The 24,314-nt window shown below is 64.8% G+C and carries 22 protein-coding genes; 12 read left to right on the top strand and 10 right to left on the bottom strand.

The annotated features are described in order from the left end of the window. Positions 1 to 156: 156 nt before the first annotated feature. On the top strand, positions 157 to 882 hold the full coding sequence (locus CS1BSM3_RS20560; protein ID WP_072390249.1) for an aldolase: 726 nt from the start codon (positions 157 to 159) through the stop codon (positions 880 to 882). A 100-nt stretch (positions 883 to 982) separates the two neighbouring features. Further along, positions 983 to 2,005 carry a methionine synthase gene (locus CS1BSM3_RS20555; RefSeq protein WP_072390246.1) on the top strand — a complete coding sequence of 341 codons (1,023 nt, stop codon included), beginning with the start codon at positions 983 to 985 and terminating at the stop codon, positions 2,003 to 2,005. A 15-nt stretch (positions 2,006 to 2,020) separates the two neighbouring features. On the opposite strand, the gene CS1BSM3_RS20550 is transcribed toward CS1BSM3_RS20555, so the two are convergent. After that, complete coding sequence (locus tag CS1BSM3_RS20550) at positions 2,021 to 2,803, bottom strand: alpha/beta hydrolase (protein ID WP_143149303.1); 783 nt, start codon at positions 2,801 to 2,803, stop codon at positions 2,021 to 2,023. A gap of 251 nt (positions 2,804 to 3,054) precedes the next feature. Here CS1BSM3_RS20550 and ada point away from each other — a divergent pair, with 251 nt between their 5' ends. Both ada and CS1BSM3_RS20540 read left to right on the top strand, forming a co-directional pair. Continuing rightward, a complete protein-coding gene (gene ada, locus CS1BSM3_RS20545) occupies positions 3,055 to 4,140 on the top strand; it encodes a bifunctional DNA-binding transcriptional regulator/O6-methylguanine-DNA methyltransferase Ada (RefSeq protein ID WP_143149302.1) in 1,086 nt (361 codons plus the stop codon). Further along, positions 4,137 to 4,865: a 2OG-Fe(II) oxygenase gene (locus tag CS1BSM3_RS20540; RefSeq protein WP_072390241.1), complete on the top strand. Its 729-nt coding sequence runs from the start codon at positions 4,137 to 4,139 to the stop codon at positions 4,863 to 4,865. The genes ada and CS1BSM3_RS20540 overlap by 4 nt, the downstream gene beginning before the upstream one ends. Positions 4,866 to 4,874: 9 nt before the next feature. Here the strand turns inward: CS1BSM3_RS20540 and CS1BSM3_RS20535 are convergent, their stop codons facing one another. Both CS1BSM3_RS20535 and CS1BSM3_RS20530 read right to left on the bottom strand, forming a co-directional pair. Beyond that, positions 4,875 to 6,092 carry a mandelate racemase/muconate lactonizing enzyme family protein gene (locus tag CS1BSM3_RS20535; protein ID WP_072390238.1) on the bottom strand — a complete coding sequence of 406 codons (1,218 nt, stop codon included), beginning with the start codon at positions 6,090 to 6,092 and terminating at the stop codon, positions 4,875 to 4,877. A gap of 73 nt (positions 6,093 to 6,165) precedes the next feature. After that, the gene (locus CS1BSM3_RS20530; protein ID WP_072390235.1) at positions 6,166 to 6,978 is read right to left on the bottom strand and encodes an SDR family NAD(P)-dependent oxidoreductase; all 813 of its coding nucleotides are present in this window, start codon (positions 6,976 to 6,978) and stop codon (positions 6,166 to 6,168) included. A gap of 164 nt (positions 6,979 to 7,142) precedes the next feature. On the opposite strand from CS1BSM3_RS20530, the gene zigA reads away from it, so the two are divergent. After that, positions 7,143 to 8,408 (top strand): zinc metallochaperone GTPase ZigA, encoded by a 1,266-nt coding sequence (gene zigA / locus CS1BSM3_RS20525; RefSeq protein WP_072390232.1) that lies wholly within the window; start codon positions 7,143 to 7,145, stop codon positions 8,406 to 8,408. Between the two features lie 24 nt (positions 8,409 to 8,432). Here the strand turns inward: zigA and CS1BSM3_RS20520 are convergent, their stop codons facing one another. Beyond that, positions 8,433 to 9,611, bottom strand: a complete 1,179-nt coding sequence (locus CS1BSM3_RS20520) for an MFS transporter (protein WP_072390229.1) — start codon at positions 9,609 to 9,611, stop codon at positions 8,433 to 8,435. 132 nt (positions 9,612 to 9,743) lie between these two features. On the opposite strand from CS1BSM3_RS20520, the gene CS1BSM3_RS20515 reads away from it, so the two are divergent. Both CS1BSM3_RS20515 and CS1BSM3_RS20510 read left to right on the top strand, forming a co-directional pair. Next, positions 9,744 to 10,436, top strand: a complete 693-nt coding sequence (locus CS1BSM3_RS20515) for an HAD hydrolase-like protein (protein WP_072390226.1) — start codon at positions 9,744 to 9,746, stop codon at positions 10,434 to 10,436. A 36-nt stretch (positions 10,437 to 10,472) separates the two neighbouring features. Next, entirely contained in the window at positions 10,473 to 11,888 is a 1,416-nt protein-coding gene (locus CS1BSM3_RS20510) for an MmgE/PrpD family protein (RefSeq protein WP_072390224.1), read from the top strand. A 15-nt stretch (positions 11,889 to 11,903) separates the two neighbouring features. Here the strand turns inward: CS1BSM3_RS20510 and CS1BSM3_RS20505 are convergent, their stop codons facing one another. After that, positions 11,904 to 12,446: an amino acid synthesis family protein gene (locus CS1BSM3_RS20505; RefSeq protein ID WP_072390221.1), complete on the bottom strand. Its 543-nt coding sequence runs from the start codon at positions 12,444 to 12,446 to the stop codon at positions 11,904 to 11,906. A gap of 175 nt (positions 12,447 to 12,621) precedes the next feature. On the opposite strand from CS1BSM3_RS20505, the gene CS1BSM3_RS20500 reads away from it, so the two are divergent. The 3 genes from CS1BSM3_RS20500 (at position 12,622) to CS1BSM3_RS20490 (ending at position 15,216) form a co-directional block, all read left to right on the top strand. Next, entirely contained in the window at positions 12,622 to 14,058 is a 1,437-nt protein-coding gene (locus CS1BSM3_RS20500) for an MATE family efflux transporter (protein ID WP_072390219.1), read from the top strand. Positions 14,059 to 14,143: 85 nt separating this feature from the next. Further along, positions 14,144 to 14,890, top strand: a complete 747-nt coding sequence (locus CS1BSM3_RS20495; RefSeq protein ID WP_072390216.1) for a dienelactone hydrolase family protein — start codon at positions 14,144 to 14,146, stop codon at positions 14,888 to 14,890. A gap of 5 nt (positions 14,891 to 14,895) precedes the next feature. Continuing rightward, entirely contained in the window at positions 14,896 to 15,216 is a 321-nt protein-coding gene (locus tag CS1BSM3_RS20490; protein WP_072390213.1) for a DUF6295 family protein, read from the top strand. Positions 15,217 to 15,270: 54 nt separating this feature from the next. On the opposite strand, the gene CS1BSM3_RS20485 is transcribed toward CS1BSM3_RS20490, so the two are convergent. From CS1BSM3_RS20485 to CS1BSM3_RS20475, 3 genes are all read right to left on the bottom strand, one after another. Continuing rightward, on the bottom strand, positions 15,271 to 16,086 hold the full coding sequence (locus CS1BSM3_RS20485; RefSeq protein ID WP_072390210.1) for a methyltransferase domain-containing protein: 816 nt from the start codon (positions 16,084 to 16,086) through the stop codon (positions 15,271 to 15,273). Positions 16,087 to 16,187: 101 nt separating this feature from the next. Next, positions 16,188 to 16,985 (bottom strand): cobalamin-binding protein, encoded by a 798-nt coding sequence (locus CS1BSM3_RS20480; protein ID WP_072390207.1) that lies wholly within the window; start codon positions 16,983 to 16,985, stop codon positions 16,188 to 16,190. 5 nt (positions 16,986 to 16,990) lie between these two features. After that, positions 16,991 to 17,839, bottom strand: a complete 849-nt coding sequence (locus tag CS1BSM3_RS20475; RefSeq protein ID WP_072390204.1) for an isocitrate lyase/PEP mutase family protein — start codon at positions 17,837 to 17,839, stop codon at positions 16,991 to 16,993. Between the two features lie 116 nt (positions 17,840 to 17,955). Between CS1BSM3_RS20475 and dusA the strand changes: the two genes are divergently transcribed. Next, complete coding sequence (gene dusA, locus CS1BSM3_RS20470) at positions 17,956 to 18,951, top strand: tRNA dihydrouridine(20/20a) synthase DusA (RefSeq protein ID WP_072394176.1); 996 nt, start codon at positions 17,956 to 17,958, stop codon at positions 18,949 to 18,951. Between the two features lie 126 nt (positions 18,952 to 19,077). Further along, a complete protein-coding gene (gene nuoF, locus CS1BSM3_RS20465) occupies positions 19,078 to 20,361 on the top strand; it encodes an NADH-quinone oxidoreductase subunit NuoF (protein ID WP_072394174.1) in 1,284 nt (427 codons plus the stop codon). Positions 20,362 to 20,448: 87 nt separating this feature from the next. On the opposite strand, the gene CS1BSM3_RS20460 is transcribed toward nuoF, so the two are convergent. Both CS1BSM3_RS20460 and mfd read right to left on the bottom strand, forming a co-directional pair. Continuing rightward, entirely contained in the window at positions 20,449 to 20,694 is a 246-nt protein-coding gene (locus CS1BSM3_RS20460; protein WP_072390201.1) for a hypothetical protein, read from the bottom strand. Between the two features lie 92 nt (positions 20,695 to 20,786). Then, positions 20,787 to 24,308 (bottom strand): transcription-repair coupling factor, encoded by a 3,522-nt coding sequence (mfd, locus tag CS1BSM3_RS20455; protein WP_083528765.1) that lies wholly within the window; start codon positions 24,306 to 24,308, stop codon positions 20,787 to 20,789. Positions 24,309 to 24,314 lie beyond the last annotated feature (6 nt).

Genomic DNA, 24,314 nt, shown 5'->3' with positions numbered 1-24,314 from the left:
CTCCCTCAGGGTGCCGCTCCCGCTGAACCTGCCTTCGAACGGCTGTAGCGGTCAAGCGCTCCACGCCCACGATGGCCAGGCCCGGCACAGCTTGGCAGGGCGGCATATCCTTCCTATCCTCGGGGTTCAGCTATTCCCCGATGATCGAGGTTCCGAATGCCCATTTCCCCGACCTCTGAACTGCACCTGCGCCGCGAGCTTGCCGCCGCCCTCCGCCTTGCAGAAAAGTTCGGTTACTCCGAGGGCATCTGCAATCATTTCTCCGTGGTCGTGCCGGGGCCTCAGGAACGCTACTTGATCAATCCGTACGGCGTGCACTGGTCGGAGATGCGGCCCGAGCACCTGCTGCTCATCGACGGGCATGGCCACGTCATCGAGGGCGATGGCGAAGTCGAGGCCACGGCGCGCCATATCCACGTGCAAGGGCATCGTGCCAATCCGCGTCACCAGTGCATTCTGCACGTGCACATGCCCTGGGCGACATCGCTCACCATGGTGCAGGGCGGCCGCCTCGAAATGGCGCACCAGACGGCAGCCCGCTATTACGGCCGCATTGCTTATCAGTCGTTCGGCGGCATTGCCCTCGATGAGAGCGAAGGCAAGCGCATTGCCGAGGCGCAGAAGGGCAACCCGACGGCCGACATCTTCTTCCTCGCCCATCACGGCATATCGATCGGCGGCCCATCGATCGCCTTTGCCTTCGATGACCTCTATTATCTGGAGCGCGCGGCGAAGCAGCAGGTGCTCGCAATGTCCACGGGACGGCCTCTGCAGATCATGCCCGAGGATCAGGTCAAGGAGACGGCGCGCCAGTATATGCAGTTCATTGATTTCCAGGCTCAGAAGCACTTCGATGCACTGATGCGGATCAACGGATTGTGAGCTGTCTTGACTACGGGCCTCTTTAGGGTCCGGCTCCACCACGAGCGCGCGGCTTCACAAAAAATGCGCGCCGGTAAGAAGGTTCCGGGAGGAAAGCGCCATGGCACAAACACTGTTTCCGACGACGATCGCAGGCAGCCTACCGAAGCCCGCCTGGCTTGCCGAGCCGGAGAAGCTCTGGGCGGCTTGGCGCTACGAGGGCGAGGCGCTCCGCCGCGCGCAGGAGGACGCCGTTCTCGTGTGGCTCAAGCTGCAGGAGGATGCCGGCATCGACATCGTCTCGGATGGCGAGCAGTTCCGCATTCACTTCGTGCACGGCTTTCTCGAGCACGTGAGCGGCATCGACTGGCAGAAGAAGACCCAGATGGGCATTCGCGACAACCGCTATGTCGTCGAGGTGCCGACGGTGACGGGTCCAATCACGCGCAAGAGGGCCGTGCACAGCGAGGACGTGCGCTTCGTGCGCGCCAATACCAAGCGACAGATGAAGTTCACGCTGCCGGGCCCGATGACCATCTGCGACACGATCGCGGATGCGCACTACGGCCGCCGCGCCGACATGGCCATGGCCTTTGCCAAGGCGCTCAATGCAGAGGCACGCGAGCTCGAGGCGTTGGGCGCCGACGTCATCCAGTTCGACGAGCCGGCCTTCAATGTCTTCATGAATGACGTCAAGGATTGGGGCATTGCGGCGCTGGAGGCCGCTGCAGAAGGCCTCAAGTGCACGACGGCCGTCCACATCTGCTATGGCTACGGCATCGAGGCCAATGTCAAATGGAAGGAGACCCTCGGCGGCGAGTGGCGCCAGTACGAGGAGATTTTCCCAGCGCTGAACCGCTCCAAGATTCAGCAGGTCTCGCTCGAATGTGCGGGCTCCAAGGTGCCTATTTCGCTCATCTCGCATCTCTCCGACAAGACGATCCTGGTCGGCGCCATCGACGTGGCAACGAGCAAGATCGAGACGCCGGAGGAGGTCGCGGGCACGCTCCGGCAGGCGCTGAAGCACGCCGATGCCGAGCGCATCCAGGGCTGTACGAATTGCGGCATGGCGCCCCTGCCGCGCGCGGTCGCAGCCGGCAAGCTGCGTGCGCTGGGTGCTGGCGCGGCGCTGCTCAGGAAGTGAGGCGGCGCGGGTTGCTCAGTTGCTCTTGATGAACTGGGCGATGCGCGCGACGGCCTGATCCTCGATGCCGTAGAACCCGTGTTGAGCCAGGGCTTGGCAAGGCTCCGACTTCGGCGCGTTGCCGCCGTCGAGCAGCACGACATCGACTTTGCGGGACTTGGTGAGCGCCCTGGTCAGCTTCGGCGTATCCGATGCCGGGGTGATGGCGCAGCCGTCATTACGATGCGAAAGGATCAGCGTCGGCACGGTGAGGGCGGAAAGCCGCATGCTGGCTACGCCGTGAGGGTGGCTTTGGCGGATGCTCCAATTCGGATCCGCGCGCGTGATCGTCGATGTCAGAACGATCCCATCGATATTCTTGAGGCCGATGCCGCCGTTCGCGGCGGAGAAGGTGCCCATGCTCGTGCCCACCAGCCAGACCGGCACGTTGGCCTGCTTCTTGAGATAGCTGACGATCGCCCCGATGTCGTTCGTGTGTCCGCTGCTCATGCGGAAGATGGCGTTCATGCCGCGCGCACTCTGATAGTCGGAAGGGGCATCGGCAACGGCAACCATGAAGCCCTGGCGCGCAAACTTGTCGCGTGTCCGCACCACGAAGTTCTGCGCGCCCCAGCCCATGGACGAGGCGCTCGTCAGGCGCAGCGCGCCGTGACCACCCGCGAACAGGATCACCGCGGCCACCGGCTTCTGCGGTTTGATCAGGATGAATGCCTGCTTGGCGCCGCGAGGGGTCTGGACTGAGACAAGGCTCGCTTCCTGGGCCCTCGCAGAGGCGAGGGGAAGCAGCAGAAGAAGCACTGCGATTGCACAGCGCCTGATGCAGCAAAGCATGGTCGTCAATCCGCAGGAAAGAGCAGTGCCGGGAGCCCCGGCCCATTGGCAGCCCGAAAGGGCCCGCGGTCAATCCCCCAGAACGTTGGTCCCGGCCACTGGGCGCCGGGCTTGGGATGGGCAGGCCCAGCAATTTTGATTTGAAAGCAAGGATCGGAGTGCAGGGAGGGGCCGCGGCGCCTATCTTCTCAGGCATGGAAACGAGAAAGCACACGAAAATGGCCACGAGGCACACGCCGTCCAAGACCGGCCGTCCGGCCGCCCGCGACCAAGACCGCTACTATGCGGCAGTGGCGGCGCGGGACAAGGCTGCGGACGGAACGTTCGTCTATTCCGTGGCGACGACCGGCATCTACTGCCGCCCCTCGTGCCCCTCACGTCTCGCGCGGCGCGAGAACATAGCGTTCCATACCTCGTGTGCGGCGGCAGAGGCGGCAGGCTTCCGTCCCTGCAAGCGCTGCAAGCCCAATGCGCTGTCGCTCGATGCCGAGCACGCGCGCATGGTGGCCGAGGCGTGCCGCCTGATCGAGGCTGCCGAGGAGCCGCCGACGCTTGACGCGCTCGCTGCCTCGATGGGTCTCAGCCCCTATCACTTCCATCGCGTGTTCAAGACTGTGACGGGCCTGACGCCGAAGGCCTATGCGATCGCCCACCGCCAGAAGCGCGTGCGCGACAATCTCAAAAGGAGAACGAGCGTGACCGAAGCCATTCACGAGGCCGGGTTCAACTCCAGCGGCCGTTTCTATGCCAATGCCGATGAGGTTCTAGGCATGACACCGACGACGTTTCGTACGGGCGGCAAGGACATGCAACTGCGCTTTGCCGTCGGCAAAACCTCCCTCGGCGCTATCCTGGTGGCGGCGAGTGCCAAGGGCATCGCGGCAATCCTGCTCGGCGATGATCCCGAGGCCCTGGTCCGCGATCTCGAAGAGCGCTTTCCGAAGGCCGAGCTGATCGGCGGCGATCGTCAGTTCGAAGATGTGGTCGCCAAGGCGATCGCGCTCATCGAGGCGCCGGGAGCCACATTCGACCTGCCGCTCGATGTGCGCGGCACGGCCTTCCAGCATCGCGTGTGGCAGGCGCTGCGCGAGATCCCCGCGGGCACTACCGTCAGCTATTCCGAGCTCGCCGAGCGGATTGGTCTGCCCAAGGCGGTGCGCGCGGTGGCGGCGGCCTGTGCGGCCAACCGCATTGCCGTGGCCATTCCTTGCCACCGTGTCGTGCGCAATGACGGTGGGCTCTCGGGCTATCGCTGGGGCGTCGAGCGCAAGCAGAAGCTGCTGGCGCGGGAGAGCCGGTCGTGAGCAAGGTTCTTGCTGCCGAGCGGCGCCCTGCGTCCGCGCCGGCGATCGACTGGGCAGCCGTCGGCGAAAGCCTCGATGCGCGGGGCTTCGCCGTCCTCCCGCACCTGCTGGCGCCAGAGCAGTGCCGCACGGTCGCGGCCATGTATCCCGACGACAGCCGCTTCCGCAGCCATATCCACATGGCGCGGCACGGCTTCGGGCGTGGCGAGTACAAGTACTTTGCTTATCCGCTGCCCGATCTGATCGCGGAGCTGCGGGCGTCGCTTTATCCGCACCTCGCTGAGATCGCCAATCGCTGGAATGCGGATATGGGGATTGAGGAGAGCTTCCCGGTGGAGCACGCGGCTTTCCTGAAGCGCTGCCACGCTGCCGGGCAGACACGTCCAACGCCATTGCTCCTGCAGTACGCCGCGGGCGACTACAACTGCCTGCACCAGGATCTCTACGGAGCGCACGTCTTCCCGCTGCAGGTGGCGATCCTGCTCTCGGCACCGGGGCGCGATTTCGCGGGCGGTGAGTTCGTGATCACCGAGCAGCGCCCGCGCATGCAGTCTCGCGCGTCCGTCGCTCCCCTCACGCAGGGCGACGCCGTCGTGTTCGCTGTCCACCATCGCCCGGTGCGGGGTACACGCGGCACGTACCGCGTGAACCTCCGCCATGGCGTGAGTGAAGTGCTGAGCGGGCGCCGTCACACGCTCGGCATCATCTTCCATGATGCGGCCTGAGGCGGCGCCTCACTTCTTCTGAGTGCCGTAGTTGAGCAACCCGGCATTGTTCTTGGGTGGATGGGCTGCGAGGCCCGCCTCGTTCGGTTCCGTGCCCCAGCCGGGGCGATCCGGCAGGATGAGGTGCCCGTCCTTGAACTCGGGAACATGCGTGAAGAGCTCGTGATCCCAGGCGAGGCGATCGATGTCCGTCTCCATGATGCGCAGGTTCGGCACGCATGCCGAGAAGTGCGCATTCATCATCGTGCAGAGATGGCCATAGAAGTTGTGCGGCGCCACGTTCACCTCGTGCGCTTCGGCGAGATTGGCGATCTTCATGGACTGCCACACACCATTCCACGGCGTGTCGATGATCGCGACGTCCATGGCCTGCTCGCGGAAATAGGGCAGGAATTCGCGCACACCGAGCAGCGTCTCGCAGGATGAGATCGGGTGCGGGCTCTGGCGGCGGATATAGCCGAGCGCTTCCGGGCTATAGCTGTCGATCTCGATCCAGAACATGTCGAGATCGGCGATCTCGCGCAGGATCTTGAGATAGCCCTCGGTCTTGGCGTTGAAGTTCAGGTCGAGAAGGATATCGACATCGGGGCCGACGCCGTCGCGCAGCGCTTCCAGATGCACGCGCAGATTGCGCAGCACATTCCGTTCGACATTGAGATCAGGCTGGTTCGGTGAGCCGAAGCCGGGGCGATAGCCCTTCGGGTTCTTCTGGCCCTCATACAGGAAGATGTTCGTCTTGCAGGCCGTGAAGCCCTTCTCACGCACCTCGCGGCCGATGCTCTTCACGCCGTCGAGGTCGGTGATCGCGGGCTTGTAGTAGCTCGGGTGATTGATCCGCCATGTGGCGCAGTGCGACCAGTACACGCGAATGCGGTCGCGGATCTTGCCGCCGAGTAGCTCGTAGCAGGGAACGCCGAGGCTCTTGGCTTTGGCATCGAGCAAGGCATTCTCGATCGCGCCGAGCGCGAGGGCCACGACACCGCCGGCCGCGGGGCGCGTGATCGCGTAGAGCTCCTGGTAGATGCGCTCGTGGTCATGAGCATCCTGGCCGACGACGCGCGGCGCCATGCGCTGGATCGCGGCGCTGAGCCCCGGAGCGCCGAAGCCTTCGTCGAACTCGCTCCAGCCGACGATGCCCGTATCCGTCGTGATCTTGACGAAGTGGTAGTTACGCCAGCCGGCGTCACAGGAAAGCGTTTCGAGCTTGGCAACTTTCGTGGCGGCCATCAGCGTCCTCCAAAATCTCGTTGTGTCGTTGGCGCGAGCTTAGACCAGAAAGCGCGCCCTGAGCCATGCAGGCTCAGTCGAAGGCCTTGACGGGCGTGGTGTTGCCGACCGTTCCGGCCATGGAGCCCGCATCGATCGAGAGGATGATGCCGGACACCCAGCGCGCCTGCTCGGAGGCGAGATAGACCACGCCACTGCCGATATCCCAGCCCGTGCCTTCGGTCTGCAGCAGCGTGTTCTTGCGGCGTGCATCGCGCAGCTCCGGCGTCATGCCGCCGGAAAAGACCATGGGCGTGTAGACGTACCCCGGCGCGATGCAGTTCACGCGGATGCCTTCAGGACCATGATGAGCCGCCATCGAGCGCGTCATATTCACGACAGCGCCTTTCGAGGCCGAATAAAAGAGGCTCGGGTTGCCGCCCTTCAGGCCATCGATCGATGAAATGTTGATGATCGAGCCGCCGCCCTGCTTGCGCATCTCGGGAATGGCGTACTTGGCCATGAGCATCATCGAGGTGACGTTGATGCGCATGGCCATGTCCCAGGCCTCGGCATTGGTGTCGACCGCATTGCCCATGGGCCCGCCGATGCCGACGTTGTTGACGAGAACGTCGACGCGCCCCCAGGCATCGACGACCGACTTCACCGCGGCCGCGCACGAGGTCTGATCGGCGACATTGCCGACCACGACCATGGACGTGCCGCCCTCGGCATCGATCATCTCCTTGGTCGCGTCGCCGAGCTCCTTGGTCGCGTCCAGCAGCGCGACCTTGCAGCCTTCGCGGGCGAGCAGGATGGCCGCCGCGCGGCCGTTGCCGATGCCCGGCGCGCGGGAGCCCGCGCCCGTCACGATGGCGACTTTGTCCTTGAGGCCCATTTCCGGCATGTGCGCGTCCTCCGCCCGTCGTTTGTGCTTGGCGCAAGACTGCACGGCGATCTGACCCTGAACAACCCTGACATCGTCGGAACCCCGACGCATTCCAAACTCGACGGCCGTTATGTAATAGTATAACGTTATATAATGAGATGGGCACGGGAGACAAAATAACTATGGATCAGCAACTTATGCAGCATCTGGCGCGCCAGAAGGGGCGACCGGACGGCCGATTACCTGTCACGGTGCTGTCCGGATTTCTGGGGGCCGGCAAGACGACGCTGCTCAATCATGTGCTGAACAATCGCGAGGGCCGGAAGGTCGCGGTGATCGTCAACGACATGAGCGAGGTGAACATCGACGCCGATCTGGTGCGCGATGGCGGCGCCAATCTCTCGCGAACCGACGAGGCGCTCGTCGAGATGTCCAACGGCTGCATCTGCTGCACGCTGCGGGACGATCTGCTCGATGAAGTGCGTCGCCTGGCCGAGCAGGGAAAGTTCGATTACCTACTGATCGAATCGACGGGCATCTCCGAGCCGCTGCCGGTCGCGGCGACCTTCGATTTTCGTGACGAGAGTGGCGTGAGCCTCGGCGACGTCGCGCGCCTCGACACCATGGTGACAGTCGTCGATGCGGCCAACATCCTGCAAGACTATGCCTCGACGGATTTCCTCGCGGATCGTGGCCAGTCCCTCGGTGAGGGAGATCACCGTCCGCTCGTGAACCTTCTCGTCGAGCAGATCGAGTTCGCGGACGTCGTGGTTCTCAACAAGCTGGATGTCGCCACGCCGCAGCAGATCGAGGCGGCGCGTATGATTGTCCGCTCGCTCAATGCGAGTGCGCGTATTGTCGAGACCACGGAGGGTCGAGCGCCGTTGAAGGAGATTCTCGACACAGGCCGCTTCGATTTCGAGAATGCTCATCGTCATCCGCTCTGGTTCAAGGAACTCAACGGCTTCAAAGACCATGTGCCGGAGACCGAAGAATACGGCATCCGCAGTTTCGTCTATCGGGCGCGCGCACCTTTTGAACCAGCCAAGCTGCACGCCTTCTTCAACCGCACGTGGCCCAATGTCGTGCGCGCCAAGGGCTTCTTCTGGGTGGCGACGCGACCGGAATGGTGCGGCGAGGTGAGCATGGCCGGTGCGCTGGTCCGCCACAATGCTGCGGGACTTTGGTGGGCTGCCGTGCCGAAGGCGCGTTGGCCGCAGGACCCGGATCACGTTGCCATGATCCGGCGCCGCTGGAGCGAGCCGTTCGGCGATCGCAAGCAGGAGATCGTGTTCATCGGGACGCGGGACATGGACGAGGCCGCGATCCGCGCCTCACTCGATCATTGTTTGCTCTCTCTGCCTCAGACCGGGCATGTCGATACCGGGGCGTGGCGGCAGCTTCCTGATCCGTTTCCAAAATGGGGAGGCGGTCATGAGCCTGAGTGATAAAGAGGCTGCGGCGAGGACCGCTCATGCGGTCGTTGCCTGCTCCATGTTGTGACGCATGGCGAGACGATCGAAGCACCAGACCAGGGCCATGCAGCCGAGCAGCATTGCAACGCCGAGGTCGAAGGTCGCTCGCGCCGTGCCGGCGAACTCAGCGAGGCGCCCAGCGAGGATGGGCGCCAACACGACCGTCACGTAGAACATCGAGAAATAGAGACCCATGCCCGTTGCACGGGTGCTCGCGGCCAGGACGCGGCTGGGCAAGCTCATGATGGGGCCAGCCGGAAGACCCGACACGAGACCGAGCATGACGAACGCCAAGACAACAGCGTCCGCGCGCGCGCCTGCGAAAAGGGCCAAGGCGAAGAGCGCGAAACCCGCGAGCATGACCTCCCTCGGTCGCCCGGTGCGATCGGCAATGAAGCCGCCGAGGGGAACCGACAGCGCAACCAGCCAGAGAACCAGGCTCGTCGCTGAGCCCGCGGTCGTGAGGCTCCAACCGCGCTCGGTGAGGAGGGCCGTGCCGTATCCGAAAACCATCCCGAGGGCGGCATTGTAGAGCCCCCATATGCAACCGGCCGCGAGCACCGCCCTGAGCGCGTTCCCTTCCGGCCACGTGCTCGCGGCGCCGGCTGCCATCCTTTGATCGGTTGGCGCCTGATAGAGCGCGGCGAGCAGGATCAGCCCGATAAGCGCAAGCACCGCCGTCGTGGCCGCGACCGCGACGACGCCGCCCGCGGCCGCAACAACCGGCAGGACCATCAACGCGATGGCGATACCGGCAGGCCATGAATTCACGAAGATCGCCATGGCTGTCGCGATCTCCTTTCCCGCAAACCAGTCGGTGACCATCTTCGACATCAGCACGTTGATGAGCACGCCGCCGATACCTGCGAGGAGCCGCCCCGCAAGCTGCCCGTGCCAGCTCGTGGCCATGGCCATGACGAGCCCGCCCGCGATCATCAGGGCAAGCCCGAACAACACAACGGATTTGTCGCCGAAGCGTCGTCCGATTTCGCCGCCGGGTACCGCGAACAGGATGCCCGGCGCGAGATAGATGCTGATCAGGAGCCCGATATCGGCAAGAGCGACACCGTACGTATTCATGAAAGCCGGAGAAACTGCGCCGGCGGCCTGGAACTGGAAGGCCATGGCGAGGCGCACCGTGAACAGCAGCGCCAGTACGGTCCAACGGTTCTGCATGGATGAATCCCGCAAAGAATGGGCGTTGGGATCAATGGTGGTGCTGTACAGTCGTCGCAACCCTTGCCGAGGTGCAGTCAACTGCGGAGCGTCGAAGTTGGCTGCATCTCTCCAACGATACGGTTTTCACCCATGGTTCGGAAGAGGGAAGACGGGCGCCTCGTCCCCAAGATGATGTCGTTCGATGTGTTCGGGACGCTTATCAGCGTCCGCGACAGCTCCTATGGCGCCTTCCAGAGAATTCTGGACGCGACGGGCGCGCGAGGTGTCGATACCAAGGAATTCTGGGAGTTCTGGGAACACCGGAACATCGAGCAGTATTGGGAGCCGTATCGGTCCTATCGGGAGATTTGCAGGACCTCTCTCTCCGATGCATTCGCCAGACACGGCATTCGAGGAGATCCAAACCTTATTGACTACTACTTCGATGCCTTCAGCAGCTTCTTCCTGTATGATGACGTTCTGCCGACGCTGGAGCGACTTGCTGGCCGTTACAAGCTCGCCGTCGTATCGAACATCGATGATGATCTTCTCGCGCTCACGCCTCTCAGCCGATCGTTCGATCTCGTATGTACGGCCGAGCGGGCCGGGGGATACAAGCCTGACGGCACTCTTTTTCAGTACCTTATCGACAACGCGGGCATTCCAAAGAGCGATATCCTGCACTCGGGTCAGTCACAGTTCACCGACCTGGTGGGTGGCAAGCCTAAGGGATTGACCATTGCCTGGATCAATCGCCGTAGCGTGCCGCTCGACGACTCTGTCCCGCGGCCGGACTATGTCTTCAATGACATTCAATCTCTCCTTGGACTTGTCGAGACATAGGCGGGCGAAGGCCGGCAATCGGGCAAGGAAACCCTCATGAGCGCGTCACTACCTCCGCTGCAGCAGAACGCTACGGCCGACCTGGCAACCTTTGCGAGCGGGCTGACCTATGAGCAGATCCCTGCCGCGGTCATCGCGCGCGTGAGGCTGAGCCTGCTCGATGGCATCGGCGTCTGCCTTTATGGCGCAACGCTGCCATGGACGCGGCACGTGCAGGATCTGGTGCGCACGCAAGAAGCGAAGCCGGTAGCATCGCTGTTCGCCACGCGCCACAAGACCTCGTGGTCGCAGGCGGCACTCGCCAATGCCACGGCCGGGCACGCTTTCGAGATGGACGACATCCACACGGAGTCCGTCGTCCATCCGAACTCGCTGACGACGCCGATCGTGATCGGCTACGCGGAGGGACACCCGGAGGTCAGCGGGCGGGATCTGCTGACGGCAATCGTGGCGGGCTGCGAAGTCGGGACACGTATCGGCAATGCAGCGACGACGAAGCTCTTTCTCAACGGCTTTCACCCACAAGGGACGAGCGGGGCATTCGTCGCGGCTGCCACTGCGGGACGGCTGCTTGGGCTCGATGCTCGTGCGATGCAGAATGCGCTCGGCATTGGCGGTTCGATGGCGGCGGGGCTCATGGCGGCCCAAGAGGGGGCCATGGTCAAGCGCCTGCACGCCGGGCGCGCGGCCGAGGGCGGCGTTTATGCTGCGGAGCTCGCGAAGCGCGGCTTCACGGGGATCTCGGACGTGGTCGAAGCGGGCTACGGCGGATTTCTCAGCTCGTACTCGCGCGAGCCGAACGTGAAGCGGCTCACCGAGGGCCTCGGGAGCGTGTGGGAGACGCAGCGCGTCGGCTTCAAGCTTTATCCCAACGTGACGAGCATCCATACGTCCCTCGATGCCCTGCGCCACATCATGACGACACACAAGCTGATCGCGAGCGACATTCGCGCGGTCGATGTCGGCTGCGGGCACATGACGTTCGTGCACACGGCCTGGACCTATCGCGATGCCGGCGTCACGGCCGCACAGATGAACATGTTCTATGGTCTCGCCGCCATGGCGACCGGCGGCGATGTGACTGTTGCGGACTACACGGCGCAGCGTATGCAGGATCCCGCGCTACTCGCCTTCATCCCGCGGATCACCATTCGCGAGGACGCGGAACTCGAGGCCATGGGACATCGCTTCCGCCATGCCTGCCGCATGAAAGTGACGACGACGGACGGGCGCACGTTCGAGCACGAGATCCTTTACCGCCGCGGTAGTGCCGACAGCGATGTCGGGCAGGAGGAGGTCCGACGGAAATTCTCAGGCAACGTGCACGGCCTGCTGAGCGATCAGGATCGCGATCGTCTTGTCGCGCTGGTGGAGGCACTCGAGACGGCAGATCACGTGCGCGAGCTGTGCGAGATCGTCAGCCGCCGCGTGCGCACGCACGACGATAGCTAATGGTCAGGTGATGGCTCAGACAGGACCTTTGCCGCATCGGGGCAGTGGCCGGCCGCCATCGGCGAAGACCAGCGCAATGACGATCTCGTCGGCACGCGGCGCGTCGTCGACGGATACGGTCACCGTGTCGAAATGATCGAATGACCAGACATCGTCCTTGTGTCCGATGGGGACGTCGAGGCTCGCTCCGACAGCGGCCACTTTGACATTCGACGGGATGACCGCCTTCCCTCCGCCTATTGCCTCGCGCATGGGACGTCCGAGCATGGGATGAATGCACGCCCCACCATGCTCCTTCTCTCCGTTGATGCCGACGAGCGCGGCCTTGCCGTAAGCGACGGCCGGACCGCCGAGCAGGGCGCGCAGATCGCCGGAGAGCCTTTCGCCGATGGCGCGCCCAACGGGGAAGAGAGCGCTGAGGTCTTCCGAGAATTTGCCCGCGAACGGATTTGTAATGACCGCCAAGCCAATGGCCCGGGTGATGGGGTTCGCCAGTGGGCGGCCCATCTCGCTCAGGATGACGTCCCGCAGCGTGATGATACGTCTGATGTCGGTCATTTTTCCGCGCTCTCCAATCATCTCGGTTGGGTGCACAATCTTCCAACGATCCCGACCGTGCGCAAGCGCCGCGCGTGGGATGACGACTGAGCTTTTACCGCAACGTCGCGCTCACGCTTTCGCGATCTGGCCACTTCGCACTTCCAATCCCGGCGAAGCTGCCTAAAAAGGCGCCATGTCCTCACATGATCGAACGTATCCGGCGGGCGCGTCCCCCACGCCCGGCATCAGTCTTTGGCGCACTGAGCTGACCGATACGGTCCGGCTCGCGACGCCTATTGCGCTGACGCAGCTCGGCCAGATCGCCATGATGACGACCGATCTCATGCTGCTCGGTCGGCTCGGTGCGAACGTCGTCGCAGCAGCGGCGCTCGCGCACACGGTCCTCTTTGCGGCATTCACGCTCGGCATGGGGTTGGTCGCCGCGGTGGCGCCGCTCGCCGCGCAAGCTTTTGGTGCGCGTGATCCCAGAGGCGTCCGGCGCGCGCTGCGTGTCGGCATGTGGGCGTCGGTGCTCGCCGGCGTGCCGCTCACGGCGCTCCAATTCTGGGGCGTGGAGATCCTGCAGGCTCTCGGCCAGACGCCGGAGAGTGCCGCGCTCGCGGGCCGCTACCTCCTGGGCCTCGGCTGGTGTCTCATCCCCGCATGGATCTTCATGGCCATTCGCGGTTTCATGGGGGCAGTGAACCGGCCCGAGCCCGCGCTCTGGATCACGCTTGTCGCCATCCCTGCGAACTTCGTCCTCGCGTGGGCGCTCATCTACGGTGAGTTCGGATTGCCGCGCCTGGACCTGCTCGGCGCCGGCATCGCGACGACATTCGTCAACATCGCCATGTGCGTGGTCGCGCTGGTCGTCTGCGTGACGCAGCGGCCTTTCAGGAAGTATCACGTTCTCGGGCGCTTCTGGCGTTTCGACGGTCCGCTCTTCCGCAAGCTGCTCGTTGTCGGTCTGCCCATCTCGGGGGCTTATCTCCTCGAGTTCGGCGTGTTCGCGGCGGCAGCGCTGCTCATGGGGACGATCAGCACGACGGCGCTCGCTGCGCATCAGATCGCCCTGCAGATCGCCGCCGTGCTGTTCATGGTGCCGTTCGGCATTTCCATTGCCGCGACGGTCCGCGTCGGCCATGCCGTTGGCCGGCGAGACGCGGCAGCCTCGCGGCGGGCAGGATTTGCGGCGCTGGCGCTGGGCGCGGCTTTCATGGCGATCATGACGAGCCTTGTGGCGCTGGCGCGCGATGTGCTGCCGGTCCTCTTTCTCGGCGCGCAAACGCCGGAGACCGCGGCCACTTTCGAGTTGACGGCGACGCTGCTGCTGGTCGGCATGTTCTTCTTCATTACCGATGGCCTGCAGACGGTAGCGGCAGGCGCATTGCGGGGCCTCAACGACACGCGCGTGCCGCTCCTCTTTGCGACGCTTAGCTTCTGGGTGATCGGATTCACGGGCTGCTGGTGGCTCGGCTTCCAGATGGGACTTGGCGCGATCGGCGTGTGGATCGGGCTGACAGCGGGCATCATCGTTTATGCCGTCCTGCTCGTGACGCGCTTCCACCTGCTCACGGCGCGTGGATATATGCCCGAGGTCGGTGAGACCGTCAGCGCAGTCGCGCACTAGGTGGGTGGGCTGGCGTCCTTGCACTCGGCAAACTAACATCCGCCCGAGCCATCAGGCGGGAGAGCCAAAGCAAGGAGGAAGCCGAATGCCATACCGCGGCATGACCGTGGAGCTCATCAAGCTCAAGGGCGACAAAGGCGACGAGATCTCGGCCTACACAGCGCGCCCATCGGGACCGGGGCCGTTTCCCGGCGTCGTGCTCGTGCATCATCTTCCGGGATGGAGCGAGCTCTACATCGAGATGACGCGCAAGTTCGCGCACTACGGCTATCTCGCCATCTGCGCGAACCTCTACGAGCGCAATGGCCAGGGCGACCCGGACGATGTCGCAGCGAAAGTGCGCGCTGAGGGCGGCGTGCCGGACGCGCAGGTCGTGGGCGACACCGAGGCCGCTGTGAAATGGATGCGGGCGCAGCCGGGCCACAATGGCAAGGTCGGTGTCTTCGGCTCCTGCTCGGGCGGACGGCACGCCTTCCTCTACGCGTGCCAGAAGAAGGATGTGGATGCCTGCGTCGATCTCTGGGGCGGGCGCGTGGTCATGCCCAAGGAGGATCTCAACGACAAGACGCCGGTTGCGCCGATCGACCTCACCAAGGATCTTTCCTGCCCGCTGCTCGGCATCTTCGGCAACGAGGATCGCGCGCCGAGCCCCGAGCAGGTGGACCAGCACGAGGCCGAGCTCAAGAAGCACGGCAAGGACTACGAGTTCCACCGCTATGACGGCGCCGGCCACGGCATCTTCTATTATCACCGGCCGCTCTATCGCGTGGATCAGGCGCTCGACGGCTGGAAGAAGGTCTTCGCGTTCTTCGGCAAGCATCTCGCGAGGTAGGCATCATGTGCACATCGATCGTCGAAATCGCGCCCGCAGAGGGCATGGCGAAAGCCGATGGCGAATGGTTCGAGGTGACGCACTCGGTCGTCGCCTACGATCATGCGCGCCACGCGCTGGCGGGAGACGTCATAACGCTCGACTTCATCAATACGGAGCTGCCGCCGGGTGCGCGCGCGGCCGTCGAGTTGACGCTCGATGCAGCCAAGGCGCTTCACGCTGCCCTGGCTAAGGCCATTGCCGAAGCCGAGATCGAGGAAGCCGAGCGGGCAGGGAGCATTGCCGAGCAGGCGCGCCGCAAAGCTCCCGTGCGAGCTGCTGCTTAGCAAGTGAACCTGGCGGCGGATGAGAGCATTCGCCGCCGGGCACGTATGCCGCGATCAGTGGGGCACGCGCCCGATTGCCCGATAGTACACGTGCGATGTCACCAGCACGCCTGGATTGGCGAGGTGCGTGGCCAATTCCGACATGTCATTCTCGAGAACAGTCCGCTCGATATACTCACCGTCGATGAGCTGATCGGCGACGTTACTGATGAAGTCGTAGAGGATGGGCCGACGATCGTGCCCCGGCGGATAGACGTGGATCACCGCATCGGTCCGAATATCCTCGACGCCGGCCGTGCGCAGAAGACGATGCAGACGCCGGCCAATGAACAAGTCGATGCCGCGCGCCGCCGAATAGGTCGTATAGGCGTCGAGCAGGCGCGACCATGCCGCGATAGGCGGGTCGCAAAGATGAGCGACGTAGTCCGCTTCGAAGCAGGCAATCCATCCGCCGGGCCGTACGAGTGAGACCATCTCGTGCATGATGCGGTCCGGGCTCGGGACATTGACCAGCACGAGGCGCATATGCGCGCCGTCAAAGGAGGCGCGCGGCAGCCCGGTCGAATAGGCGTCGCCCTCCCGCACCTCGACGTGGTTCAGGGCGTGGCTTGCGACGAATGTGCGGGCAAGCTCGACGAAGTGCGGGCTTCGCTCGATGCCCAGCACCGAGCCTGACGGCCCGACGCGCTTGCCGAGCAAATGCAGGGCACCCCCTGGTCCACATCCGATGTCGACGATGCGCTCGCCCGGTTTGATGCCGATCCGGTCGAACTGAGCGTCCGAGGCTGGCGCGAGGTCGGCAATTTGTCGTTGAAGACGGGTTTCTTCGGCCGTGCTGCGCCCAAGAAGATAAAGGTCTGGCTCTGGCATAGGAAACTCCTGACGCCGCCACCATCCGAAATGTGGAAACAATGAAGAGGTATGATTGCCCAAAATAGATATTTAGCCCGCATTCGACAAGATTGCCCGGTCTAGCGGGGCTCGAGCGCCCATGCATGGACATGGTTGACGATGGCGTCGAGGCCGTCGGTCAAGGCTGCGGGACCCGGTTGAAGGATGATGGGCGACTTGATTTCGTGCAGTGCGTTGCTGCGCACGGCTGGAATGGTGTCGAAGCCCGGCCGCACACAGACCTGCTCGGGGCGGAATTTCTTGCCGCACCAAGAGCCGAGGATGATGTCGGGGGCGGCGGCGATCACAGCGTCCGGCGTGACGATACGGTCATTGGCGGATTTGCGCTTCGAGAGGTCGCCGAAGATGTCGATGCCGCCGGCAATACCGATCAACTCGGAGACCCAGCCGATGCCGCTGATCATCGGCTCGTTCCATTCCTCGAAGTAGACCCGCGGGCGGCGTGGCAGCCGGGCGGCTTCGCGCGCGATCGTGTCGAGGCGGGCTTCGAGCCCTGCTGCAAGATCCTCGCCCTTGTCCGCAGCACCGACCATGGCTGCGAGGAGGCGGATCATGTCGAGGATGCCAGCCACTGTGCGCTGGTTGAAGGCGTGGACGGCGATACCTTCACGGATCAGGCTCGCGACGATGTCCGCCTGGAGGTCGGAGAAGGTCAGGACCAGATCAGGCTTGAGGGCGAGGATCTTGGGGATGTCCGCGCTGATGAAGGCGGACACGCGCGGCTTTTCCCGACGCACGCGTGCCGGCCGTACGGCATAGCCCGAGACGCCGACGATGCGCGCCTCCTCGCCGATGAGATAGAGGGTCTCGACGGTCTCCTCTGTCAGACAGACGATGCGCTCGGGTGGAAATGGCATGACGGCTACTGATACTTCTCCGCGCGGCGGGTGAAATCGGCATAACCGAGCCGCGCCTCGAAATCGGGTTCGCTTTCGAGGTGGGCTGGTCCGAATGCCTCGGGCTTGCGCTGTTTGGCGAGCTTCAAACTGTCCTTGAGAGCCTTCGTCGCTGCCCTCAGACAGAAGCCATAATCGATGACGAGATCGGCAGCGCCATCCCAGTCTGATGGATCAGGAACGCTCGCTAGATTGATCGTAATGATCTTCGTGCGCACGTGCGTGCGGATGTGGCGGAGCATCTCGGGCGTGGCGCCGGTCGGAAAGAGATAGTCGACGCCGACATCTTCGAATGCCTTGAGACGCACGATCGCCTCATCGAGGTTCCTGGTGGCCCAGATGGCATCCGTGCGTGCGACGATGGCCAGCTCCTTCGAGCGTCGCGCATCGAGTGCCGCGCGCAGCTTGTGCTTCATCGCGTCGAGCGGGATGAGCTTCTGCGGCAGTGTCGTGTGCTTTCCGCCCGCATGATCCTCGATGTGGATGGCAGCCACGCCGGCGCGCTCGAAGGCATCGACCGTGCGCCAGATATTGCCGGGCTCGAAGAAGCCGTCCTCGGCATCCGCGACAACCGGGACGCGGACGGCATCGACGACCGCCTTAGTATGGCGAACGATCTCATCGAGCGTGAGGGCGCCGACATCGGGAAGGCCATAGCCCGCCGCAGCGGCCGCGTAGCTGCCGACATAGACGGCGCCGAACCCGGCTTCCTCGACGAGCTTGGCGCTCAAGGGATCATAGGCGCCGGGGAGGACCAGGGCACCGGGACCTGCGAGGGCTTCGGCGAGTGCGGCGGCAGTGCGATTGGTTCTCATTTCAGGTGCAGCCTTCCTGGCGAGGCATCGGTTCCAGGCCTCGATGGATACCACTACATGAGCGTATAGGGGCGTGCGGGCTTGCCGAAATGGCGTTCTTGGCCGATATGGGCGCCATGAAGGCCCAGGCGCACCGCTTCTGCATTGCCCCCATGATGGACTGGACGGACCGGCATTGCCGCTTCGCCCACCGTCTGCTGTCGGCGCAGGCGCGGCTCTATACCGAGATGGTGACGGTGCCCGCCGTCATCCACGGCAAGCGGGAGCAGTTGCTCGGCTTCGATCCGAGCGAGCACGCGATCGCCCTGCAACTCGGGGGCTCGGATCCGGCTGGGCTCGCCGAGGCGGCGAAGATCGGCGAGGCCTGGGGCTATGACGAGATCAACCTGAATGTCGGCTGCCCCTCCGATCGGGTGCAGGTCGGCAGCTTCGGTGCCTGCCTGATGGCTGAGCCCGAGCTGGTCGCTGCCTGCGTCGCGGCCATGCGGGCGGTGGTGCGCGTACCCGTGACCGTGAAGTGCCGGATCGGGATCGACGATCAGGACAGCGAGGCCGATCTCGACCGCTTCATCGACACCGTGGCAGAGGCCGGCTGTGACACGTTCATCGTGCACGCCCGCAAGGCCTGGCTGAAGGGCCTCTCGCCCAAGGAGAATCGGGAGGTCCCGCCGCTCGACTATGGCCGCGTCGCGCGGCTCAAGGCGCGGCGGCCCGAGCTGACGATCGTTCTCAATGGCGGCATCGGCTCGATCGACGAGGCGGAGCATCATCTGCAGACTTTCGACGGCGTGATGCTGGGGCGGGCTGCGTACCATACGCCCTACATTCTGGCCGAGGTGGATCGCCGTTTGTTCGGCAGTGATCGCCCCGAGATCAGCCGCGGCGACGTCCTGCGCACGCTCATCCCGTACATCGAGCGCCATGTGGCGAAGGGTGGCCGGCCCTACAATGTTCTCCGGCATATTCTTGGGCTGTACCACGGTCAGCCGCGGGCACGCGCCTTCCGCCGGCTGCTTTCCGAGCAGGGGCCGCGGGCCACGGCGGGCGGGGATCTCGTACGGGCGGCTTTGGCGCTTGTGGAAGGGCGGGATTTGCCCGCCGCCGCCGAGTAAACGCGGGCCAGAACCGCAGAGCGCTGCGGCAGATCAGCCCTCGCCCTGCAGCGTGCGGGCTGCTAGAACGGGTCCAGATTCCGGGGCCATGCGCCCACAGACGGCCCGAAGACCCAAGGGGACATGATGCTCGCTGACAAGGACCGCATCTTCACGAACCTCTATGGCTTCCATGACTGGCGCCTCGCCGGCGCGCGGTCCCGCGGCGCCTGGGACAATACCAAGGCCCTGATCGACCTCGGCCAGGACGGCATCATCAACGAGGTCAAGGCCTCGGGTCTGCGCGGGCGCGGCGGCGCCGGCTTCCCGACGGGCCTCAAGTGGTCGTTCATGCCGAAGAACGATCCGCGGCCTTCCTATCTTGTCGTGAACGCGGACGAGTCGGAGCCCGGCTCCTGCAAGGACCGCGAGATCATGCGCCACGACCCGCACCTGCTGGTCGAGGGCTGCCTCGTCGCCTCCTTCGCCATGCGTGCGCACGCCTGCTACATCTACGTGCGCGGCGAGTTCATTCGCGAGCGCGAGCACCTGCAGGCGGCGATCGACGAGGCCTATGCGGCGAAGCTCATCGGCAAGGACAACATCCACGGCTGGGATTTCGACTGCTACGTCCACCACGGCGCGGGTGCCTACATCTGCGGCGAGGAGACGGCGCTGCTCGAAAGTCTCGAGGGCAAGAAGGGCCAGCCGCGCCTGAAGCCCCCGTTCCCGGCGAACTCGGGCCTCTACGGTGCCCCGACGACCGTCAACAACGTCGAGTCCATTGCGGTCGTGCCGACCATCCTGCGCCGCGGCGCGACGTGGTTCTCCGCGCTCGGCAAGCCGAACAACACCGGCACCAAGCTCTTCCAGATCTCCGGCCACGTCGAGCGGCCGTGCGTGGTCGAGGAGGAGATGGGCATTCCGCTGCGCGAGCTGCTGGAAAAACACGCGGGCGGCGTCCGCGGGGGCTGGGACAATCTGCTCGCCGTGATCCCGGGCGGCTCGTCCATGCCCTGCCTGCCGAAAGAGATGTGTGACGACCTGACCATGGACTTCGACAGCCTGTCGAAGCTCAAGAGCGGCCTCGGCACGGCGGCCATCATCGTCATGGACAAGTCGACGGACATCATCGCCGCCATCCGCCGCATTGCCTACTTCTACAAGCACGAGAGCTGCGGCCAGTGCACGCCCTGCCGCGAGGGGACGGGCTGGATGTGGCGCGTGCTCGAGCGCATGGAGCGCGGCGACGCGGAGCTCGAGGAGATCGACCTGCTGTTCGACGTCTCGAAGCAGGTCGAGGGCCACACCATCTGTGCGCTGGGTGACGCGGCGGCATGGCCCGTGCAGGGCCTCCTGCGTAACTTCCGTCCCGTGATCGAGCAGCGCATCAAGGACCGGAAGCGCGGCCTCGCGGTGGCGGCGGAGTAATCGCCGCTTCCGGTCGGATCTTCTGAAACGAAAGCGGGCGCGTGAGCGCCCGCAAATCATTCGACGTGTGATCGAGGAGAGGAAGCTCTAGCGCTTCTTGTCGTCGTCATCATCCTCGTCGTCTTCGTCCTCCTCATCATCGTCGTCATCTTTGTCGTCGTCATCATCGTCGTCCTCGCCGAGCTCGCGGACGGCTTCGAGGAGCTGCTCCTCGCCCTCTTCCTGCGACTCGACAAGCCACTCCGCGATGATCTCGTCACCGCGCATGAAGACGACTTTGAAGGGCTGTTCCTCGTCGTCGCTCGGCACCACATCGGCAGTAATGAAAGCCATGGCCGCTCTCCCTGCTGGACCCAAGGACGAGCAGGGAGCCCGCGCGCGCAGTGCAAGTCAATCCCGCGGCCGCGAGAAACTGTGGGGTTGCCTTATTGGCCACTCTCCGCGACCTTCGCCAGCTCCTGCACGAGCCCGCGCACGCCTTTGAGCCGGGCGGCCGGAGCCTCCCAGTCCGCCTTGAAGACGAGCTTCTGATCCGGCATGAGCCTAAGCAGTCCTCTTGACGCCTGGATGAAGGCGACGAGGCCTTGCGCATTGGCGAACTGGCCCTTGCGGAAAAGGATCGAGGCCCCCTTCGGTCCGGCATCGATCTCGGCAATGCCGGCGCGGCGGCAGAGCGCCTTGATCTCCATGACATCCAGGAGATGCTCGACCTCGTCGGGGAGGGGCCCGAAGCGGTCGATCAGCTCATCGGCAAAAGCGTCGATCTCCTCGCGCGTTTTGAGCGTGGCGAGGCGACGGTAGAGGCCGAGGCGCACCTGCAGGTCGGCGACGTATCCCTCGGGCAGCAGCATGGGGGTGCCGAGCGTGATCTGCGGGCTCCACTGCTCGTCGATATCGCCGAGGTCGCCGCCGCGGATGGCCTCGATCGCCTCCTCGAGCATGGACTGATACAACTCGAAGCCGACCTCGCGAATATGGCCGGACTGCTCGTCGCCGAGCAGGTTGCCGGCGCCGCGAATGTCGAGGTCGTGCGAGGCGAGCGAGAAGCCGGCGCCCAGCGTATCGAGCGAGTGGAGGACCTTGAGCCGCTTCTCGGCGCCCTCGGTGAGGCGCTTGCCGGGCGGCGTCGTGAGGTAGGCGTAGGCGCGGGTCTTGGAGCGCCCGACGCGGCCGCGGAGCTGATAGAGCTGGGCGAGGCCGAACATGTCCGCGCGGTGCACGATCAGCGTGTTGGCATTCGGGATGTCGAGGCCGGATTCCACGATCGCCGTCGAGAGCAGCACATCGTACTGCCCGTCGTAGAACGCGCTCATCACGTCTTCGAGCTGCGAAGGCGAGAGCTGCCCGTGCGCGCGCACGACGCGCAGCTCCGGCACCTCCTCGGTGAGGAATTCGGCGACGTCGTCGAGGTCGGCAATACGCGGCACGACGTAGAAGGACTGTCCACCGCGGTGGCGCTCGCGGCGCAGTGCCTCGCGGATGATGATCGGATCGAAGGGCGAGATGTACGTGCGCACGGCGAGGCGATCGATCGGCGGCGTGGTGATGAGTGAGAGCTCGCGCACGCCCGAGAGCGCGAGCTGGAGCGTGCGCGGGATCGGCGTTGCCGTGAGCGTGAGAACGTGGACGTCCTCCTTGAGCTGCTTCAGGCGCTCCTTGTGGCCGACGCCGAAGTGCTGCTCCTCGTCGACGATGAGCAGGCCGAGACGGGCAAACTGGATCTGCTTGCCGAGCAGCGCGTGCGTGCCGACGACGATGTCGATGGTGCCGTCCTTGAGGCCGGCTTTCACCTCCGCCAGCTCCTTCGGGCTGACGAGGCGCGAGGCGCGGCCAATGCGGATGGGCAGGCCTTTGAAGCGCTCGACGAAGGTCTTGTAGTGCTGGCGCGCGAGGAGAGTCGTCGGCACGACGACGGCGACCTGCAAACCGGCCATCGCGGCAATGAACGCCGCGCGCAGGCCGACTTCCGTCTTGCCGAAACCGACGTCGCCGCACACGAGCCGATCCATGGGACGGCCCGAGGTGAGGTCGCCGAGCACGGCATCGATGCTTTGGGCCTGATCCTCGGTTTCCTGGTGCGGAAAGCGCGTCACGAACTCGGCATAGGCGCCTTCGGGCGCCTCGAGCACGGGCGCCGTCTTGAGCTGGCGGAGGGCTGCGACCTTGATCAGCTCGCCAGCGATCTCGCGGAGGCGCTGACGGAGCTTGGCCTTGCGCGTCTGCCAGCCGACGCCGCCGAGGCGGTCGAGCTGCGCGTTCGTCTCGTCCGAGCCGTAGCGCGACAGCAGCTCGATGTTCTGGACCGGCAGATAGAGCTTGTCGCCGCCGGCATAGTCGATCTCGAGGCAGTCATAGGGCGCGCCCAGTGCCTCGATGGTCTTGAGGCCCATGAAGCGGCCGATGCCGTGATCGGAATGCACGACGAGATCGCCGGCCGTGAGGCTCGTCGCCTCGGTGATGACATCGGCGGCGCGGCGCGAGCGCTTTTTCGGGCGGATCAGGCGGTCGCCGAGAATGTCCTGCTCGGCAATGACGGCGAGGTCGGGCGTCTCGAAACCGCGCTCGAGCCCGAGGGTCGCGAGCAGCGGCGTCGCCTGCGGCAGAACGAGGCCTTCGGCGAGATTGGCGATGCGCGTGGGTTTCGCGAGACCGCGCTCGGTAAGAAGGTTCGCGAGGCGTTCGCCGGCACCCATCGTCCAGGCGGCGAGGACGATGCGCTTGCCGCTCGCTTGCATCGCTTTCACATGCGCGATCACGGCATCGAAGACATTCACGCCTTCGCTGTTGCGCTCGGTCGCGAACGTGCGCCCCGGCCGACCGCCGAAATCACGCTGGCGCGCGTCCTCGGCAGGAGTCGCGCCGAACGCTGAGAAGCGCAGCAGGAAGCGCTTCTTGAGCACGCCGCGCCATTCGCCGTCGCTCAAGTATGTGCGATCTGGCGGGAGCGGCTTGTAGGGCGCAGCGCCGAAGGCCGTCGTCTCGAGGCCGTTCACGCGCGCCTCGTAGTGATCGCGGATCTGCTCGAGGCGATCGGCGACCGTCTCGTCCATCATGGGATCGAAGCTGAGCAGCGCATCCGGCGCGTAGTCGAACAGCGTCTCCATGTGCTCATGGAAGAGCGCGAGCCAGTGCTCCATGCCGGGATAGCGCTGGCCCGAGCTGATCGCCTCATAGAGCGGGTCGTCACCTTTCACGGCGCCGAAAGCTGCGACATAGCCCTGGCGGAAGCGGCTCTCGGCATCGGGGCCGTAGGCGATCTCGCTCACCGGCATGAGCACGAGCTTCTGGACGATCTTTCCCGTGCGCTGGGTCTCGGGATCGAAGGCCTTGATGCTCTCGATGGTGTCGCCGAAGAAATCGAGACGCACGGGCGTTGTGCGGCCTGGCGGGAAGAGATCGACGAGGCTGCCGCGCACGGCGAACTCGCCCGGCTCCATGACGGTCCCGACGCGCACATAACCGGCGCGCGTCAGGCGCTCGATGAGGCGTGTGCGGTCGACGCGCTGGCCGGGCGCCATGGGGCGGAGCGCGCGGCGCAGGAAATCACGCGGCGGTACGCGCTGCAGGATGGCGTTCGCCGTCGTGAGGACGATGGTCGGCGTTTTGGAGGTGCCGGCGACGAGCCGCGCAAGCCCGGCAATGCGGCGTGCGACGATTTCAGGCTCGGGACCGACACGGTCGTAGGGAACGGTGTCCCAGGCGGGAATGGTGATGATGCGCGTCTTGGGGGCAAAGAACGCGAGGCCTGTTTCGAGCTGTTCGAGGCGGCGGTCGTCGGCAGCGACATGCAGCAACGTCTGCGGCGCGCCATGGACGGCGCTCGCCTCGTCGGCGAGGCGCGCGAGAACGGCGGCGTCATAGCCGTCGGGCGCACCGAGGATGATCTCCTCGCCGGGCAGAATGGCGGGAGCTGGTGCGGGCTGCTTGGCGGTCTGAGTCTGGGCCATGGATAC

The sequence above is a fragment of the Hyphomicrobium sp. CS1BSMeth3 genome (genome assembly GCF_900117415.1).
GTDB lineage: Bacteria > Pseudomonadota > Alphaproteobacteria > Rhizobiales > Hyphomicrobiaceae.
Note: the sequence above shows the minus strand (reverse complement) of the source record. Positions and strands in the feature narration are given on the sequence as shown.